We start from the raw sequence: 15,157 nt of genomic DNA, 5'->3' as shown, positions 1-15,157 counted from the left end.
GTGTCAGGCGGTGCGGACCACCGGGGGTTCGTCGGGCGGGGCCGGCTCGGCGGGCGAGCGGGGAGCGACCGGCCGGGCGGGCGGGGACGACGCGCCCAGACCGGCCAGCGGGTCGCCGATCCGCTGGCCGGAGGGGCGCAGCACCGGCCAGTCCTCGGCCACTGTCGCCTCGCCGCGGCGGCCGACCTCGTCGAACTCCCGCATGCCGCGCAGCAGCGCCACCCGACCCTCGGGGCTCATCCCGGCCAGGATCAGCTCCAGCCGGCGTCGCCGGTCGGCGCGCAGCTCGGCCAGGAGCCGGTTGGCCGCCGGGGTGAGGTGCAGCGAGATCTCCCGGCGGTCGTGGCGGCCCGGCTCCCGCTCCAGCATGCCGGCCGCCACCAGCCGGTCGCAGAGCCGGCTGGCGGAGGAGAGCAGCATGTCGGTCAGCGTGGCGAGCCGACGGAGGTTGATGCCGTCGTACTGCTCGACGAACATCACCGCGCGCAACTGGGCGCTGGAGAGCCGGCTGGTGGTCCGCTCGCGGGCCGCCTCCCAGACGGCGAGCAGGGTGCCCGCCGCCTCGTCCAGGGCGGCGGACATACTCGTTTCGGGTCCCACGGGACCGGGCTCCTCGGTCATGGTGGGCCCGAGACTACTCCCCGGACCAGGCCGGCGACCTGTGCAAAGGAGCAAAGATGAGCGACGCGGAGGCGCGCGCCCGCCGAAACGTGACGGACGCGCCGACGGATCTCATCGTGGAGCGCCTCGCCGCCGAGCTGCGGCGGACGTACGGGATCACCCGGACCGAGCTCTACCAGGTCGACTACCGGCTCGCCGAGCTGCTGCCGCTGGGCGGCGGCGAGACGCTGACCGGCCCCGGCCACCCGGCCTGGTACGCGTTCGACCACCAGGAGCCGGTGGTCGCCGACGGCACCGGCTGGTTCCCGGTGGGGATGCGGGGCGAACGACGGGGCGTGCTCCGGGTCTCACCCGCGCCCGCCGACCCGGCCGCCCGCCGCGAGCTGGACACCATCGCCACCGTGCTCGGGCACGAGCTGGCCGCCGTCACGTCGACCACCGACATCTACCTGACCACCCGGCGCAGCCGGCGCCTCACGCTGGCCGCCGAGATGCAGTGGGAGCTGCTGCCCGGCCGCAGCCGCATCCGCCCGTCGTTCAGCCTGGCCGGTCAGTTGGAGCCGGCGTACGCGGTGCGCGGCGACAGCTTCGACTGGTCCGACGACGGCCACCGGCTCTGGCTCGCGGTGCTCAACGGCTTCGGTGAGGGGGTGACCGCGTCGCTGCTCACCTCGCTGGCCACCTACGCGTTGCGCAACGCGCGCCGGGCCGGGCTAGCCCTCGCCGACCAGGCCGCGCTGGCCGACGAGGCGATCTTTGCGCAGCACCGGGGCGCGCAGCACCTCTCCGTGCTCCTGATGGAGCTGGATCTGGCCACCGGGGCGCTGGTCGCGGTGGACGCCGGTTCCCCGCACCTGATCCGGCTACGCGCCGGCGAGGTGACCTCGCAGGCGTTGGAGAAGCAGTTCCCGCTCGGCATGTTCGAGGGCACCGACTACCGCGAGCAGCGGTTCCAGCTGGAGCGCGGGGACCGGCTCTTCGTGGTGAGCGACGGCGTGATCGACGCCACCGGGGACCAGATCCGCTACGGCGAGTCGGCCCTGGACCGGTTCCTGCGCCGCACCGGCCCGATGGAACCGCTGGACGCCGTCCGGTCGCTGATCGGTGACCTGCGGGCCTTCGTCGCCGGTGACCTGGTGGACGACGCGGTGGTGGTCTGCCTGGACTGGCTCGGCCCGCAGGATCAGTAGGCGCCGCGGCTGCCCAGCACCGCGCCGAACGTCTTCCAGAGGATGGTCAGGTCGGCCGCGAGCGACCAGTTCTCCACGTAGTAGAGGTCGAGCCGGATGCCGTCCTCCCAGCTCAGGTCGGACCGGCCGCTGACCTGCCAGAGGCCGGTCATGCCGGGCTTGACCAGCAGTCGACGCGCCACGTCGCCGTCGTAGCGGGCCACCTCGGAGGGCAGCGGCGGGCGCGGGCCGACCAGGCTCATCTGCCCGAGCAGCACGTTGGCGAGCTGGGGCAGCTCGTCCAGCGACCACCTGCGCAGCAGCCGGCCCGTCCGGGTCACCCGGGGGTCGTCGCGCATCTTGAACATCAGGCCGTCGGTCTCGTTGCGCGCGGCCAGCTCGGCGAGCAGGGCGTCCGCGTTGACCACCATGGTGCGGAACTTGAAGACGCCGAACTCCTCGCCGCCCTGCCCGACCCGGGTCTGGCGGAACAGCACCGGGCCACGGCTGTCCAGCTTGATGGCGAGCGCCAGCACCCCCAGCAGCGGCGACAGCAGGAGCAGGGCGATCAACGAGAGCGACCGGTCGACGAAGCCCTTGACCAGCTTGCGGGCGCCGCGGAACTCGGGCGCCTCGACGTGGATCAGCGGCAGGCCGGCCACCGGCCGGGTGTGGATGCGCGGGCCGGCCACGTCGGTCAGCGCCGGCGCCACCACCAGGTCGACGCCGGTGCCCTCCAGCTGCCAGCCGAGGCGGCGCAGCCGGGTCGCGGTCAGCTCGCCGGAGGCGGTGACCGCCACCGTGTCCGCGCCGATCGCGGTGGCCGCTTCCGGGATGCCCCGGAACGAACCGACCACCGGCACGTCGCCGAGGCGCTGCGGCACCGGGGCGAGCAGCGCGTCCGGGATGCAGGCGCCGACCACCTGGTAGCCGGCGTACGGCTCCCGGCGCAGCGTGTGCACCAGCTCCAGCACGTGCGCGGTGTCGCCGACCACCAGCACCTTGCGGGACCAGCCGGCACCCCGGTCGCGGGCGCGGTGCAGTCGCTTGCGGGCCGCGAACCGGGCCACCTCCAGACCGATCGTGCCGACCGCGAAGGAGATGGCCAGGAAGCCCCGGGAGACCCCGACGTCGGCGATGTAGCCAGCGATGGCGATGCCGCCGGCCAGCCGCAGGCTCGCGGAGCTGACCCGGCGGTACTCGTCCGCGCCGTAGCCGAGCACCTGGTCGTCATAGCAGCGCATGGCCTTCAGCGACACCAGCCAGACCAGCAGGAGCACCGGGGCGACCACCACGTAGGGGATCTCGGACCCGGTGGGCTGCTCGTCGCCGAACCGGGCCAGATAGCCGGCCAGGATGGCCACGGCCAGCACGGCGGTGTCGAGCACCACCAGGACCCGGATGTAGGCCCGTTCCGCGGCTCGCGTCGTCGCGCCGGGTCGATCGCCCCCGGGTCGCGACGTCCTGGCAGGGGTCAACAGCGTCGCCGAGGTCACCGGCCCTCCCCACTCCACTCAGGCCCGCCCCGTCCCCACCCGCCCCCGGTGGGGACCTGCGGTCGAGGCACCCGGACATCATGCCAGGACAATTATCGTCACCGATTGATTCGGACACATTACCGTCAGTTCACTTCCCGCGCCTTGACCCGGGTAGCCTTCCGTCGTACCGGATCGCCGGCACGGCGGAAGGTTACCGCTGAGCCGGCGGTCAGCGCGGCGCGGGCGGGCGCAGCGCGATCGCCTGGAGGAAGATCTCGCCGATCTTGCTGGGGTCGGTGGTCACGAACGCACCGCCCTTGGTCACGTCCGTGATCGACTTGAGCTCGGCGCGGCTGACCTCGGCGCCGATGCCGATGATGATCACCTGAACCGGCTGCTCGTCGTCCTGCAGCTTCTTTAGCTGGTCGAGCAGTGCCTTCTGCGAGATGCCGTTGCTGTCCTCGTTCTTGCCGTCGGTGAAGAGCACGATCGAGTTGACCTTGCCGGGCTCCCAGTCCTGCTGCACCGTCTTGTACGCCGCCAGCATCGTGTCGTAAAGACCGGTGTTGCCACTGGAGGGCCGGATCGAGGCCAGGCCGCGCTGGAGCGCGCCCCGGTTACTCGACAGCGGGCGGATGCCGACCAGTTCCTTCCAGTCCTGCGCGCCCTGGAGGTTGGTGGAGAAGGTCCACAGGCCGATCGACCAGGAGTCGTCGAAGAGCCCGAGGCCCTGACTCGCCGCCGCCACCGTGACCTGCTCGCGGCTGGCGCCGTTGGCGGTGGCCACCGGCTTCTTCATCGACCCGGAGACGTCGATGACGCAGAGCATGCGACCGGACTGGGTGGCCACCGACCAGGTGGTGGTCGCGGCCGAGATGGCGACCGGATCCAAGTCGGCCGCGCCGCCCTGACCGGACGGCGGCGCCTGCTTTTCGCCGCCGTTGGCCGGGCTCGGCGCGCCCGCCGGTGCCTGGAAGCCGCTCCCCCAGTTGCCGTCCGGCGCGCGCAGCGACTGCGCGGCGAGCCGGTCCTTGAAGCTGGCGGACCGCAACGCCTCGAAGAGCACCCGCGCGGCCGAGGCCTTGCTCGGCTCGATGCCGGGCAGCACCGCGAACGGGTAGTCCAGCGCGATCGGGTCCGGCTTGAGATAAAGCGCGGCCAGCGAGATCGGTGGCTTGGTGCTGTTGTAGGCGATGACGTCCTCCTCGGACAGCGCCGCCGCGCCAAGCCCATTGGCGATGGCCGTCGGGTCGGACGAGCGCGGGAAGCGCGCGAGGAGGTCCTGCCGCAGCGAGGAGCGGTTGGTGGCCAGTGCCCGCAGCGCACCGACCATCGCCTCCTGCGCCTTCGGGGACCCTGCGGTGCCGGTGGCGCTGGCCGCGGCGGTCAACGAGAGCAGCCCGGACAGGCCGGCGGCATCCTGGGTCGGCTCGACGATCCCGGCGCGTAACGGCTTGCCGCTGGTGACCTGGTTCAGCAGGTCGGTCCAGCGCAGTTCCTTGTCCGGCCAGCCGAGGCGCGAGGCCACCGGCTCGGGCAGCGCGACCACCACCGGGCTGCGGGCGATCGAGGCGCCGTTGCCCGGTGCAAACGCGGTGGCTCCGCCGCTCTTCAGGCGCAGCAGCCAGGTCGAGGAGTCGGGCACCCAGACGTCCGGGGTGACCGCGGTGCCGCTGGCCTGCCCCACGCCGGCCAGCGTGGCGCCATGCTTGCTCGCCACCGCGGCGGCCACGTCGACCGGCTCGGCCGAGGAGACGTTCACCGCGATGCACGTGCCGCCGACCGCCGCGCCGTTGGCCACCCACTCGTCGGCGGCGCCCTGCACCGCCGGGGCGATCTCCGGGGCGGCCGACACCGACAGCTCGATCCGGCCCGAGCAGTTCGGACCGGCCAGCTGCTGGTAACCGAACCAGGAACCGGCTACGACTGCGACGAGCGTGGTCGCCGCTGCGGCGGCGCCTGCTCCTCGGAGGTTGTGACGCATGCGATGGCGGCCAGACACGGTGACCATCTTGCGTATCTCGTGGGGTTACTGCCACAACCGTTCGGACGAAAGTTACGCAGGAGAAACAGTTGATCACTTAATCGGTACGTTGAGTTACGGATCAGTGACCCGGATGATCGTCATCCACTCCGGATCGCGCGTACGGTCACCAGTCCGTCACACCAGCACGCAGGTCGGGCTCGCCACCGGCACCGGCTCCCCGACCGGCTCCGGCACCCCGCTGCCCGGGTCCACCCGGAAGACCCGCACCAGGTCGGCCCGCTCGTCGGCGACGTACAGGTGCGACCCGGTCAAAGCGAAGTGCCGGGGCCAGCCACCGCCGGTGTCCACCTCGGCCACCAGCTCCGGCGCCACGCCGGCCAGCGCGAAGACGGCCACCGTGCCCACCCCACGGTTGCTGACGTAGAGGAAACGCCCGTCCGGCCCGACCGCCACCCCGGCCGGCTGCACGTGCCCGGTCCGGCCGCTGGCGTCGACGCGGACCCGCTGGTGCAGCCCGTCCGGCGTCAGGTCGTACCCGGTGACCGTGGCGTCCAGCTCACCGACCAGCCAGCAGCGCCGCCCGTCCGGATGCCGGGCCAGATGCCGGGGCCCGGTGCCGGCCGGCGTTCGCAGCCGGGGCCCGCGGGGCACCAGCCGCCCCGAGGCGGCGTCGAGGTCGTACCGGTAGACCGAGTCGGTGCCCAGGTCGACGGCGAGCAGCGGCCCGCCGGCCGGGTCGGGCGAGACCATGTGGCAGTGCGCCGCCTCCTGCCGCTCCGGATCGGCGCCGTGCCCCTCGTGCCGCACCAGGTCGGTGCGCTCCCCCGGCACACCGTCGGCATCCAGCGGGAACACCGCCAGGCTGCCGCCGCCGTAGTTCGCCACGAACACGTGCCGCCCGTCCGGCGCGACGGCCAGGTGGCACGGCTCGGCCCCACCGGTCGGGCGTACGCCCAGCGGGGTGAGCCCGCCGTCCGACGCCACCCGGAACGCGCTCAGCCCACCCTCGGGCAGCTCGTTGACCGCGTACAGCACCGGCCGCCCCGGGTGCCGGGCCAGGAACGACGGCGACGGGGTGACCGCCACGGTGCCGAGCGGGGTCAGCGCCCCGGTCGACGGGTCACGCCGGGCCGCCACGATCCCCTCGGCCCGCCCCTCCGACTCCGCCGTGTAGCCCCCGATGTGCACGACCTCGTGCTGCCCCGCCACCGTTTCCCACCTTCCGTCGATCCTGCTGCGATCCAACCAGGCTTCCCGGGCGACCGCCCGGTCAGTCGTCGAACGCCGACATGACCGGCGGGCGGGTCAGCCCACCGGGACCGGTTCGCCGCGCTGCCGGGCCACGTGCTCGACCAGCGTGATCAGCACCAGCTTGCCGGACTGCCGGTCCCGGGCGTCGCAGAGCACCAGCGGGACGTCCGGGTCGAGGTCCAGCGCGTCGCGGACCGCCTCCAGGCCGAACCGCCGGGAACCCTCGAAACAGTTCACCCCCACCACGAACGGAACGCCCCGCTGCTCGAAGTAGTCGATCGACGGGAAGCAGTCGGCCAGCCGGCGGGTGTCGGCCAGGACCACCGCGCCGAGCGCGCCGAACGCCAACTCGTCCCAGAGGAACCAGAAGCGGTCCTGGCCCGGGGTGCCGAACAGATAGACCTGGAGGTCGTCGTTGATGGTGATCCGGCCGAAGTCCATCGCCACCGTGGTGGTCGACTTCTGCTCCACCCCGGAGACGTCGTCGGTGCCCAGACCGGCCCCGGTCAGCACCTCCTCGGTCTGCAACGGGCGAACCTCGCTCAACGCGCTGACCAGCGTCGTCTTGCCGGCGCCGAAGCCCCCCGCGATGAGGATCTTCAGGGCCAGCGGCACCCGCGACGCGGCCGGCTCCGGGTCACAGCGCACGGAGTCCACTGACCACCGCCTTGAGGATGTTGTCGTCGGGCAGGTACGCGGTGGCCGGCGGCCGGTGCACCGCGACGAACCCATGGGCGATGAGGTCGCCGAGCAGCACCCGGACCACGCCGACGGCGAGGTCCAGGTCGGCGGCGAGGTCGGCCACGGCCTTCGGCCGCCGGGCCAGCTCGACCAGGCGGCGGTGCTCCGGCTGCAGACCGGGCACGCCGGCCGGCTCGGCCGCGGGCGTGGTCAGCACGAACGCCAGCAGGTCGAAGCCGTCGACCGGCGGGCGCACCCGGCCGCCGGTGAGCGTGTACGGGCGGACCACCGGGCCGGCGTCGGCGTCCAGCCACTCGTGCTGCGGGCCGGGCGACTCAGCTCGCATCGGTCGGCTCCCCCGGGGTCCGGGCCGGCGCGGCCAGGTTCTCCCCGACGCGGATCACCAGCATCGCCATCTCGTACGCCACCAGGCCGATGTCGGCGTCCGCGTCGCTGGCCACGGCCAGGCAGGCGCCCTGCCCGGCGGCCGTGACGAACAGGTACGCCGACTCCATCTCCACCACGGTCTGCCGGACCGCGCCGCCGTCCAGGTGCCGGGTGGCGCCCTTGGCGAGCCCGGAGAAGCCGGAGGCCAGCGCGCACAGGTGCTCCGCGTCGGTGCGGTCCTGGTCGGTGGAGGCGCCGAGCAGGAGCCCGTCCGCCGAGAGCACCACCGCCCGGCTGGCGGCCGGCACGCGCTCCACCAGGTCGTCGAGCAGCCAGTCGAGATCGGCGTTCTGCCGCGTCGTGTGCACCACTAGGCGTCCCTCTCAGTCGCGGTTCGTTGGTCCGACGCCGGCGGGGAGGGCTCCGGGGCCGGCTCCGGCGCGGTGGCCGGCGTACCGGTGTCCGCCGGCACGTCGGTGGACGGGTCGGGAACGGCGCCCCGGATCCGCGCGACCGCCGCGGTGCCGGTGGCACGCGTACCGTCCCGGCGCCCGCGCGCGGTGCCGGCCTGCAACGCGGACATGGTCCGGCGGGCCTCCTCCGGCGGGCGGCTGGCCGGGGTGTCGGTGACGACCGCCCGGGGACGCGCCGGGCCGCGCCGGCGCACCCGCCGGGGCAGGCCGTCGCCGTCGGCGGGCGGTTCCACCGCCGAGGCCCGGGCGGCCGGCAGCGGGATCACGGTGGACTCGGGGCGCTCGCGGCCCGGCCGGGTCGGCCGCCCGCGGGGCACCGTGGTCAGCCGGCTCACCTTCGCCATCCGCCGCCGCTCTGGGCCGGCGGCGTCCGGACCGACCGGGGGTTCGTCGGTGATCAGGTCCGACGGGACGAACACCGCCGCGGTCGTCCCGGCCGGCCGGCCCCGCCGGAGCTCGACGCGTACGCCGTGCCGCGCGGCCAACCGGGCCACCACGAACAGGCCCAGTCGGGCGCTGTCGGCCGGGTCGAACTCGGGCGGGGCGGCCAGCTTGCGGTTGGCCGCCGCCATGGCCGGCGGTGACATGCCGAGCCCCCGATCGGTGATCTCGATCGTGTAGCCGCCCGGCACGGTCCGGCCGGTGACGTCCACCCGGGTGCCCGGCGGGGAGAACACGGTCGCGTTCTCGATCAGCTCGGCGAGCAGGTGGATCACGTCGCCGACGGCCCGGCCGAGCACGCCGGCCGACTGCACCTCGCCCACGTCGACCCGGTCGTACGCCTCGACCTCGGAGATCGCCCCGCGCATCACGTCCACCGCGGCGACCGGCCGGCGCCAGCCGCGCCCGGGCGCGGCCCCGGCCAGGATGACCAGGTCCTCGGCGTGCCGGCGCAGCCGGGTGGCGAGGTGGTCGACCTGGAACAGGCCGGCCAGCTCGTCCGGGTCCTCGGTGCGCCGTTCCAGCCGGTCCAGCAGCGCCAACTGCCGATGGACCAGGCCCTGGCTGCGGCGGGCCAGGTTGAGGATGACCTCGTTGAAGCCGCGGCGCAGGGTGACCTCGTCGACGGCGGCCTGCACGGCGGTCCGGCGTACCTCGTTGAAGGCGCGCGCCACCTGGCCGATCTCGTCCCCGCCGTGGTCCAGTTCCGGCGCCTCGCGGGCGACGTCGACCTCCTCGCCCCGGCGCAGCCGGGCCACCACGTCGGGCAGCCGCTGCTCGGCCACCTCGGTCGCGGCGGTGCGGACGCCGGTCAGCCGGTGCGCCAGCGACCGGCCCACCCGCAGCGCCACCAGCACGCAGACCACGATGGCGACCAGGCCGAGCACGCCGGCGGCGGCGAGCTGCACCAGGATGCGTACCGCGATCGGCACCGACCGTTCGGCGAGGCTGTCCGCGCCGCGCAGCTCGAAGTCCCGCAGGCCCTGCCAGACCTCCGCGTGGCCGGCCTCCCAGGCCCGGACGTCGAAGCCGGCGGGCAGGTCGTCGGCGCGGATCAGCGCGTCCTGGAGCGCGCGCAGCCGGAGGAACGCGGCGCCCTCGGTGAGTCGTTGGTAGCCGGCCCGCTCGTCGGGCGGCAGGTCGGCGACCGCGTTCTCGGCCAGGAACCGCTGGTTCTCCACGGTGCGCACCAGTTGCTCGTGCTCGCCGTCGGCGTACCGGCCGGCGGTGACGGCGCCGGCCAGCAGCGCGTCGGCCTGACCGAGCAGCTCACGGGAACGGCCCAGCGCGGTGAGCGCCGACGCCTCCCGGTTGAGCTGCACGTCGGGCAGCATCGCCATGGCGGAGAACGCCTGGAACGCCGAACCGATCATCCCGCTGTAGAGCCCGACCGCGCCGGCCCGGTCGACCTTCCGGTCGTCGATGAAGACCCGCCCCGCGGGGAGCGCCTCGAGCGCCGAGCCCAGTTGGTCGAGGCGCGCGTCGAGCTGGTCGTCGGCCGCGTCGCGCAACGCCTCGCCGTCGATCCGACGGCGCAGCTCGGCGACGGCCCGGTCGGTGCGGTCGCGTTGCGCGGCCAGCTCCGGCAGGTAGGCGTCCCCGGCGAGCTGGACCACCGAGAGCCGCCGTTCCCGCTGCAGCTCGGCGACCACGCTCTCGCCCGGCCGACCCAGGTCGTACAGGAGGGTACGGGTGGCGAGCAGGTCGAGCGCCGGCCCGAACGTGAGCGTGGTGGCGAAGATCCACAGTGCCAGCAGCCCGGTCACCGGGCCGATGACCAGCGCGGTCAGCTTGGCGCGGATCGGCCAGTCGCGGGTGTTCAATCAGACCTCGCCCGGGAAGGTTCGCTGGGTGGCGCCGGCAGCGGCCGTCGGGTCGACGGCCACGACGCCGGGTTCCGGCCCGGACGCCTTGGGCAGGATACGTAATCCCCGACGGATGCACTACCGGCCGTCTCGCCGCTCACTACGGTCCGAGATGGTCTTGGCGGACCCCGTCGGACCCCCGCCCCATCGTCGGACCGGCGCTTCCGGCGCGGGCCCGGCTCCGGGTACCCGGTCGGGAAAGTGCCCCGGAACGGGATTGGCGATCACCCGGAGGAGGGAATACCAGCTGGCGAAGGAGGAGCCATGTCGCCCACGCAGGTAGTCGTCATAGTCATCGTCGTCGCCGTTGTCGCCGCGTTGGTCGCGTTCGCCGTGGTCGCGAACCGCCGACGGGCCCTGCGGCAGCGCTTCGGCCCGGAGTACGACCGGGTCGTCGCCGAGCAGGACAACCGTGGCGCCGCCGAGCGCGAGCTGCGGGAGCGGGAGCGCCGGCACGCCGAGCTGGAGCTGACCCCGCTCAGCCCGGAGTCCCGGGCCCGGTACGCCGCCGCCTGGGAGGAACTCCAGGTGCGTTTCGTGGACTCGCCGGCCGAAACCGTCGGCGACGCCGACGAGCTGGTCAGTCGCCTGATCGCCGAGCGCGGATACCCCACCGGGGACTTCTCCGACCAGATCGCCCATCTCTCCGTCGAGCACGCCCGCACGCTGACCCACTACCGCGACGCCCACGAGATCCGGCAGCGCAACGAACGCGGTGAGGCCGGCACCGAGGATCTCCGCCAGGCGCTGGTGCACTACCGGGCCCTCTTCGCCGACCTGCTCGGTGCGGATCCGGTCGGCCAGCGGTCCCCGGAGCAGCACCACCCCGACCCCGAGCACGACGCCACGAGCCGCTGAGGAGCCGCGCCATGCGCCACGAAGAGCACCAGGGCACGCCGGACCACCCCGAGACCGTACGGTCCTCGCCGGTGCCGGTCCCGCCGCCGGACGACCACGCCGACGCCGACCGGGCGGGGGCCGACCGCGCCGGCCGGGCCGAGGTGCCCGAGGACGCGCTGGACGACCGGGGCACGTTCGACGACCCGGCCGTGGACGACGGGCCGGGCGCGCGGTCCGACGAGACCCGGGCGTACGACGCCGGCGAGCTGCGCGACGCGGCCGACGGGTCGGACGACGTCGACGGGACGCGCGACGGCGAGCGGCCCGCCTTCCACGAGCCGGGGCCGCTGCCGACGGCGTTCGGCGCGACCACTGTCGGCGACGCGGTGGCCGCCTCGGCGCTGGCCGGCGGTCGTCCGCAGGACGAGCGGGACGCGCGCCGCGAGGACACCGCCGCGCCGGGCGACGGCGCGCCGGGCCGCACCGACCCGCTGGACGACGAGCGGGCCGACCCGACCGCCGGGGACCGGCTGCACGACCGGGACCGCTGGGCGGCCGGGCACGCCGACGCGGACCGGCCGGACACCATCGTCGACGACGCGGTGACCGACCGCCACGACGACGCGGTGCGCGCCGACCGGCACGACACGGTGGCCGCCGACCGCGACCGGGACGACGCGGTGGCCGCCGGCGCGGTCGGCTACGGCAGCCCGGAGCCGGGTCTGGTGGACCCGGACGCCGTGCCGGTTCCCGCCGACGCCGACGGGTCCGGGCGGCACCACGACACCGTCGACCCGGCCACCGCCGCGGCGGCGGCGGGCGCGGCAGCCGGCGGCGCGGCGCTGGCCGGCGCGGGCAGGGGCACGTCCGGCACGGTGCCGGCCGATGCGGCGACGCTGTTCGACTCCGACGCGGCGCAGGGCTTCCGGGACCGCTGGCGCGACGTCCAGCTGCGCTTCGTGGACGACCCGAGGGCCGCGGTCGGCGAGGCGGAGTCGCTCGTCGAGGAGGCGATCGAGGCGCTGTCCACGGCGCTGCGGGAACAGCGCACCCGGCTCGGCGCCTGGCAGGAGTCCGGCTCGTCGGACACCGAGCAGCTCCGGGTGGCCGTGCGCGGCTACCGCGACTTCCTGGACCGCGTCCTGGGCCGCTGACGCCCACCACCTGCGACGGAGCCCCGGCCGGTCACCCGGTCGGGGCTCCGTCGTGCGCGGCGGATCGAACAGTAGGCATGAAATTTCGCGATCGGGGTACCTGCCCGCGCAGCACGCACCCACACGAGGGGAGCAACGGGCATGGGCAGCGGCCTACGGTTGAACATGAACGCCCTGGACTACCTGATCCTGGCGCTCTACTTCGTCACGGTGCTGGGCGTCGGCTTCGCCGCCCGTCGCGCCATCAAGACCAGCGTCGACTTCTTCCTCTCCGGGCGGTCCCTGCCCGCCTGGGTCACCGGCCTGGCGTTCGTCTCGGCGAACCTCGGCGCGCTGGAGATCATCGGCATGGCCGCCAACGGCGCCCAGTACGGCATCATGACGGTGCACTACTACTGGATCGGCGCCGTGCCGGCGATGGTCTTCCTCGGCATCGTGATGATGCCGTTCTACTACGGCTCGAAGGTCCGCAGCGTCCCGGAATACCTGCGGCTGCGCTTCAACCGGCCCACCCACCTGCTCAACGCGATCAGCTTCGCGGTCGCGCAGGTGCTGATCGCCGGCGTCAACCTCTACGCACTCGCGCTGATCATGCAGGCGCTGCTGGGCTGGCCGCTCTGGGTCGCGATCGTGATCGGCGCGCTGATCGTGCTGGCGTACATCACCGTCGGCGGGCTCTCCGGCGCGATCTACAACGAGGTGCTCCAGTTCTTCGTGATCATCGCCGGCCTGGTGCCGATCACCGTGATCGGCCTGGTCAAGGTCGGTGGCGTGAGCGGCCTGATGGACGCGGTACGGGGCTCCAAGCTCGGCGAGGCCGGCCTGCACGCCTGGCAGGGCACCGGCAGCACCGACAACCCGCTCGGCGCGCACTGGCTCGGCATCGTCTTCGGCCTCGGTTTCGTGCTCTCCTTCGGCTACTGGACCACCAACTTCGCGGAGGTGCAGCGGGCCCTGTCGGCGCGGAACATGAGCGCCGCCCGGCGTACCCCGATCATCGGGGCGTACCCGAAGCTGCTCATCCCGCTGGTCACCGTGATCCCCGGCCTGATCGCCCTGATCACGGTCAAGGGCCTGGGCGCCGACCAGGGCGACCTGGTCTACAACAACGCCATCCCGCTGCTCATGCGCGACCTGCTCCCCAACGGCGTGCTCGGCATCGCGGTCACCGGCCTGGTGGCGTCGTTCATGGCCGGCATGGCGGCCAACGTCAGCGGTTTCAACACCGTCTTCACGTACGACATCTGGCAGGCGTACTTCCGGCGGGACCGCCCGGACGAGTACTACGTGCGGGTGGGCCGGATCGCCACCGTGATCGCGGTGGTGGTGGGCATCGGCACGGCGTTCATCGCGGCCGGCTTCAGCAACATCATGAACTACATCCAGGCGCTGTTCTCCGTCTTCAACGCGCCGCTGTTCGGCACGTTCATCATCGGCATGTTCTGGCGGCGGATGAGCGCGCTGGCCGGCTTCTGGTCGCTGCTGTCCGGCACCGTGGTGGCGATCGCCACCTACCTGCTCTACAAGACCGGTGTGATCAGCTTCAACTCGGACCTGGAGGAGAGCTTCTGGGGCGCGGGCCTGGCCTTCGTCACCGTAGCGGTGGTGGCCGCGATCATCACGCCGCTGACCCGGCCGAAGACCGACGACGAGCTGACCGGCCTGGTGTACGGCCTCAGCGACACCACGCTCGCCGACGACTCGCTGGCCGGCGACGCGGCCTGGTACCGCTCCCCGGTGCTGCTCGGCGTCGTCGCCGTGGTGCTCGCCGCCCTCTTCTACATCCCGGTCTTCTGAGGAAGGGACCCACGTCATGGCAGACAACGCGGACCGCTACCAGGACGGCGAGGCCCACGACCCGCTGGTCGACGAGACCGAGGACGCGCGGGAGGAGCGCTCCGCCGCGGCCCGGCTGTTCGACATCCGCCGGGTCATCGGTGGGCTGTTCGTCGCGTACGGGCTGATCGTCGGGCTGATGGGCCTCTTCGACTCGTCCGCCGAGATCGACAAGGCCCAGGGTCTCCGGATCAACCTGTGGGCCGGCGCGGTGATGCTGGTCTTCGGGCTGCTCATGCTGCTCTGGCAGCGGCTGCGCCCGACCGAGGCCCCACCGGCGCACTCCGACGACTCCTGAGCCGCGCCGGATCCCCCGCCCCGGCCCGCCGGCATGCCCGGCGTCGCACGGGGTAGGCCAGGGGGATCACGGATGGGGACAGGAGGCAGCAGCATGACCGATCGTGACCCCGGTGGCGAGCGACCGCTGGAGGAGACCCCCGAGGTGGCCGCCGCGGTGGACGACGACCGCACGGTGCCGCAGCTGCGCAGCGACGGCACCGACCCGGACAACCCCACGTTCACCGAGCCGGACGGCGCGGTGGCCGACACCGGCTCGCCGGACATCCTCGGCGACCCGTACGCGGCCGGGACCGGCGCGACCGGCACCGGCACCGGCGCGGGCGGGGACAACATCCGTACCGGTGCCGAGCAGCCCTGGGAGCCGGAGGACCTGGTGCGGGCCCGCGGTCAGGACGTGACCCCGGAGAACGTCGAGCGGGCCCGCCGTGACCTGGCCGAGCTGGGCCGGGCGGCGATCGAGAAGACGGTGCCCTGACCTGAGGACAGCCGGGGGGGGGGGGGGGGGGGGGGGGGGGGGGGGGGGGGGGGGGGGGGCGCCCCGCCGCGCGGGCCCCCCGCCGCCCCCCCCGCCCCGCCCCCCCCGCGACTCGGTGTGCCCGATCTGCCAGAGCCGGTAGAGGTCGGGGATGCTGACCACCAGCACCCGCGCCTTGGGCCGCCCCTTGCGCAGCACC

General features: G+C 73.8%; 14 protein-coding genes. 6 read left to right on the top strand and 8 right to left on the bottom strand.

Annotated elements, in window-relative coordinates; genetic code table 11:
* Window positions 1-3: 3 nt before the first annotated feature.
* Window positions 4-582, bottom strand: coding sequence for a MarR family winged helix-turn-helix transcriptional regulator (locus tag ACH495_RS28465; protein ID WP_396860794.1), 579 nt, complete (start codon window positions 580-582; stop codon window positions 4-6).
* Between the two features lie 95 nt (window positions 583-677).
* On the opposite strand from ACH495_RS28465, the gene ACH495_RS28460 reads away from it, so the two are divergent.
* A complete protein-coding gene (locus ACH495_RS28460; RefSeq protein WP_396860793.1) occupies window positions 678-1,811 on the top strand; it encodes a PP2C family protein-serine/threonine phosphatase in 1,134 nt (377 codons plus the stop codon).
* On the opposite strand, the gene ACH495_RS28455 is transcribed toward ACH495_RS28460, so the two are convergent.
* The 7 genes from ACH495_RS28455 to ACH495_RS28425 all read right to left on the bottom strand — a co-directional run bounded on the left by ACH495_RS28455 (window position 1,805) and on the right by ACH495_RS28425 (window position 10,311).
* Window positions 1,805-3,286: a sugar transferase gene (locus ACH495_RS28455; RefSeq protein WP_396860792.1), complete on the bottom strand. Its 1,482-nt coding sequence runs from the start codon at window positions 3,284-3,286 to the stop codon at window positions 1,805-1,807. The two genes, ACH495_RS28460 and ACH495_RS28455, sit on opposite strands and share 7 nt — an antisense overlap.
* 211 nt (window positions 3,287-3,497) lie before the next feature.
* Window positions 3,498-5,252: a VWA domain-containing protein gene (locus ACH495_RS28450; RefSeq protein ID WP_396860791.1), complete on the bottom strand. Its 1,755-nt coding sequence runs from the start codon at window positions 5,250-5,252 to the stop codon at window positions 3,498-3,500.
* A gap of 177 nt (window positions 5,253-5,429) precedes the next feature.
* A complete protein-coding gene (locus ACH495_RS28445; RefSeq protein WP_396860790.1) occupies window positions 5,430-6,464 on the bottom strand; it encodes a lactonase family protein in 1,035 nt (344 codons plus the stop codon).
* A gap of 96 nt (window positions 6,465-6,560) precedes the next feature.
* On the bottom strand, window positions 6,561-7,163 hold the full coding sequence (locus ACH495_RS28440) for a GTP-binding protein (RefSeq protein WP_396860789.1): 603 nt from the start codon (window positions 7,161-7,163) through the stop codon (window positions 6,561-6,563).
* Complete coding sequence (locus tag ACH495_RS28435) at window positions 7,144-7,533, bottom strand: DUF742 domain-containing protein (protein ID WP_396860788.1); 390 nt, start codon at window positions 7,531-7,533, stop codon at window positions 7,144-7,146. Before ACH495_RS28435 ends, ACH495_RS28440 begins: the two co-directional genes overlap by 20 nt.
* Complete coding sequence (locus ACH495_RS28430; RefSeq protein WP_396860787.1) at window positions 7,523-7,945, bottom strand: roadblock/LC7 domain-containing protein; 423 nt, start codon at window positions 7,943-7,945, stop codon at window positions 7,523-7,525. Before ACH495_RS28430 ends, ACH495_RS28435 begins: the two co-directional genes overlap by 11 nt.
* Window positions 7,945-10,311, bottom strand: coding sequence for a nitrate- and nitrite sensing domain-containing protein (locus ACH495_RS28425; RefSeq protein WP_396860786.1), 2,367 nt, complete (start codon window positions 10,309-10,311; stop codon window positions 7,945-7,947). Before ACH495_RS28425 ends, ACH495_RS28430 begins: the two co-directional genes overlap by 1 nt.
* Before the next feature lie 306 nt (window positions 10,312-10,617).
* Between ACH495_RS28425 and ACH495_RS28420 the strand changes: the two genes are divergently transcribed.
* From ACH495_RS28420 to ACH495_RS28400, 5 genes are all read left to right on the top strand, one after another.
* The gene (locus ACH495_RS28420) at window positions 10,618-11,211 is read left to right on the top strand and encodes a hypothetical protein (RefSeq protein WP_396860785.1); all 594 of its coding nucleotides are present in this window, start codon (window positions 10,618-10,620) and stop codon (window positions 11,209-11,211) included.
* A gap of 11 nt (window positions 11,212-11,222) precedes the next feature.
* The gene (locus ACH495_RS28415; RefSeq protein ID WP_396860784.1) at window positions 11,223-12,347 is read left to right on the top strand and encodes a hypothetical protein; all 1,125 of its coding nucleotides are present in this window, start codon (window positions 11,223-11,225) and stop codon (window positions 12,345-12,347) included.
* Window positions 12,348-12,488: 141 nt separating this feature from the next.
* Entirely contained in the window at window positions 12,489-14,144 is a 1,656-nt protein-coding gene (locus tag ACH495_RS28410) for a sodium:solute symporter family protein (RefSeq protein ID WP_396860783.1), read from the top strand.
* 16 nt (window positions 14,145-14,160) lie between these two features.
* Complete coding sequence (locus ACH495_RS28405) at window positions 14,161-14,481, top strand: hypothetical protein (protein ID WP_396860782.1); 321 nt, start codon at window positions 14,161-14,163, stop codon at window positions 14,479-14,481.
* A gap of 93 nt (window positions 14,482-14,574) precedes the next feature.
* Window positions 14,575-14,958 (top strand): hypothetical protein, encoded by a 384-nt coding sequence (locus ACH495_RS28400; protein WP_396860781.1) that lies wholly within the window; start codon window positions 14,575-14,577, stop codon window positions 14,956-14,958.
* Window positions 14,959-15,157: the final 199 nt, after the last annotated feature.

The sequence above is a fragment of the Micromonospora sp. NPDC018662 genome (assembly GCF_044391475.1).
GTDB lineage: Bacteria > Actinomycetota > Actinomycetes > Mycobacteriales > Micromonosporaceae > Micromonospora.
Note: the sequence above shows the minus strand (reverse complement) of the source record. Positions and strands in the feature narration are given on the sequence as shown.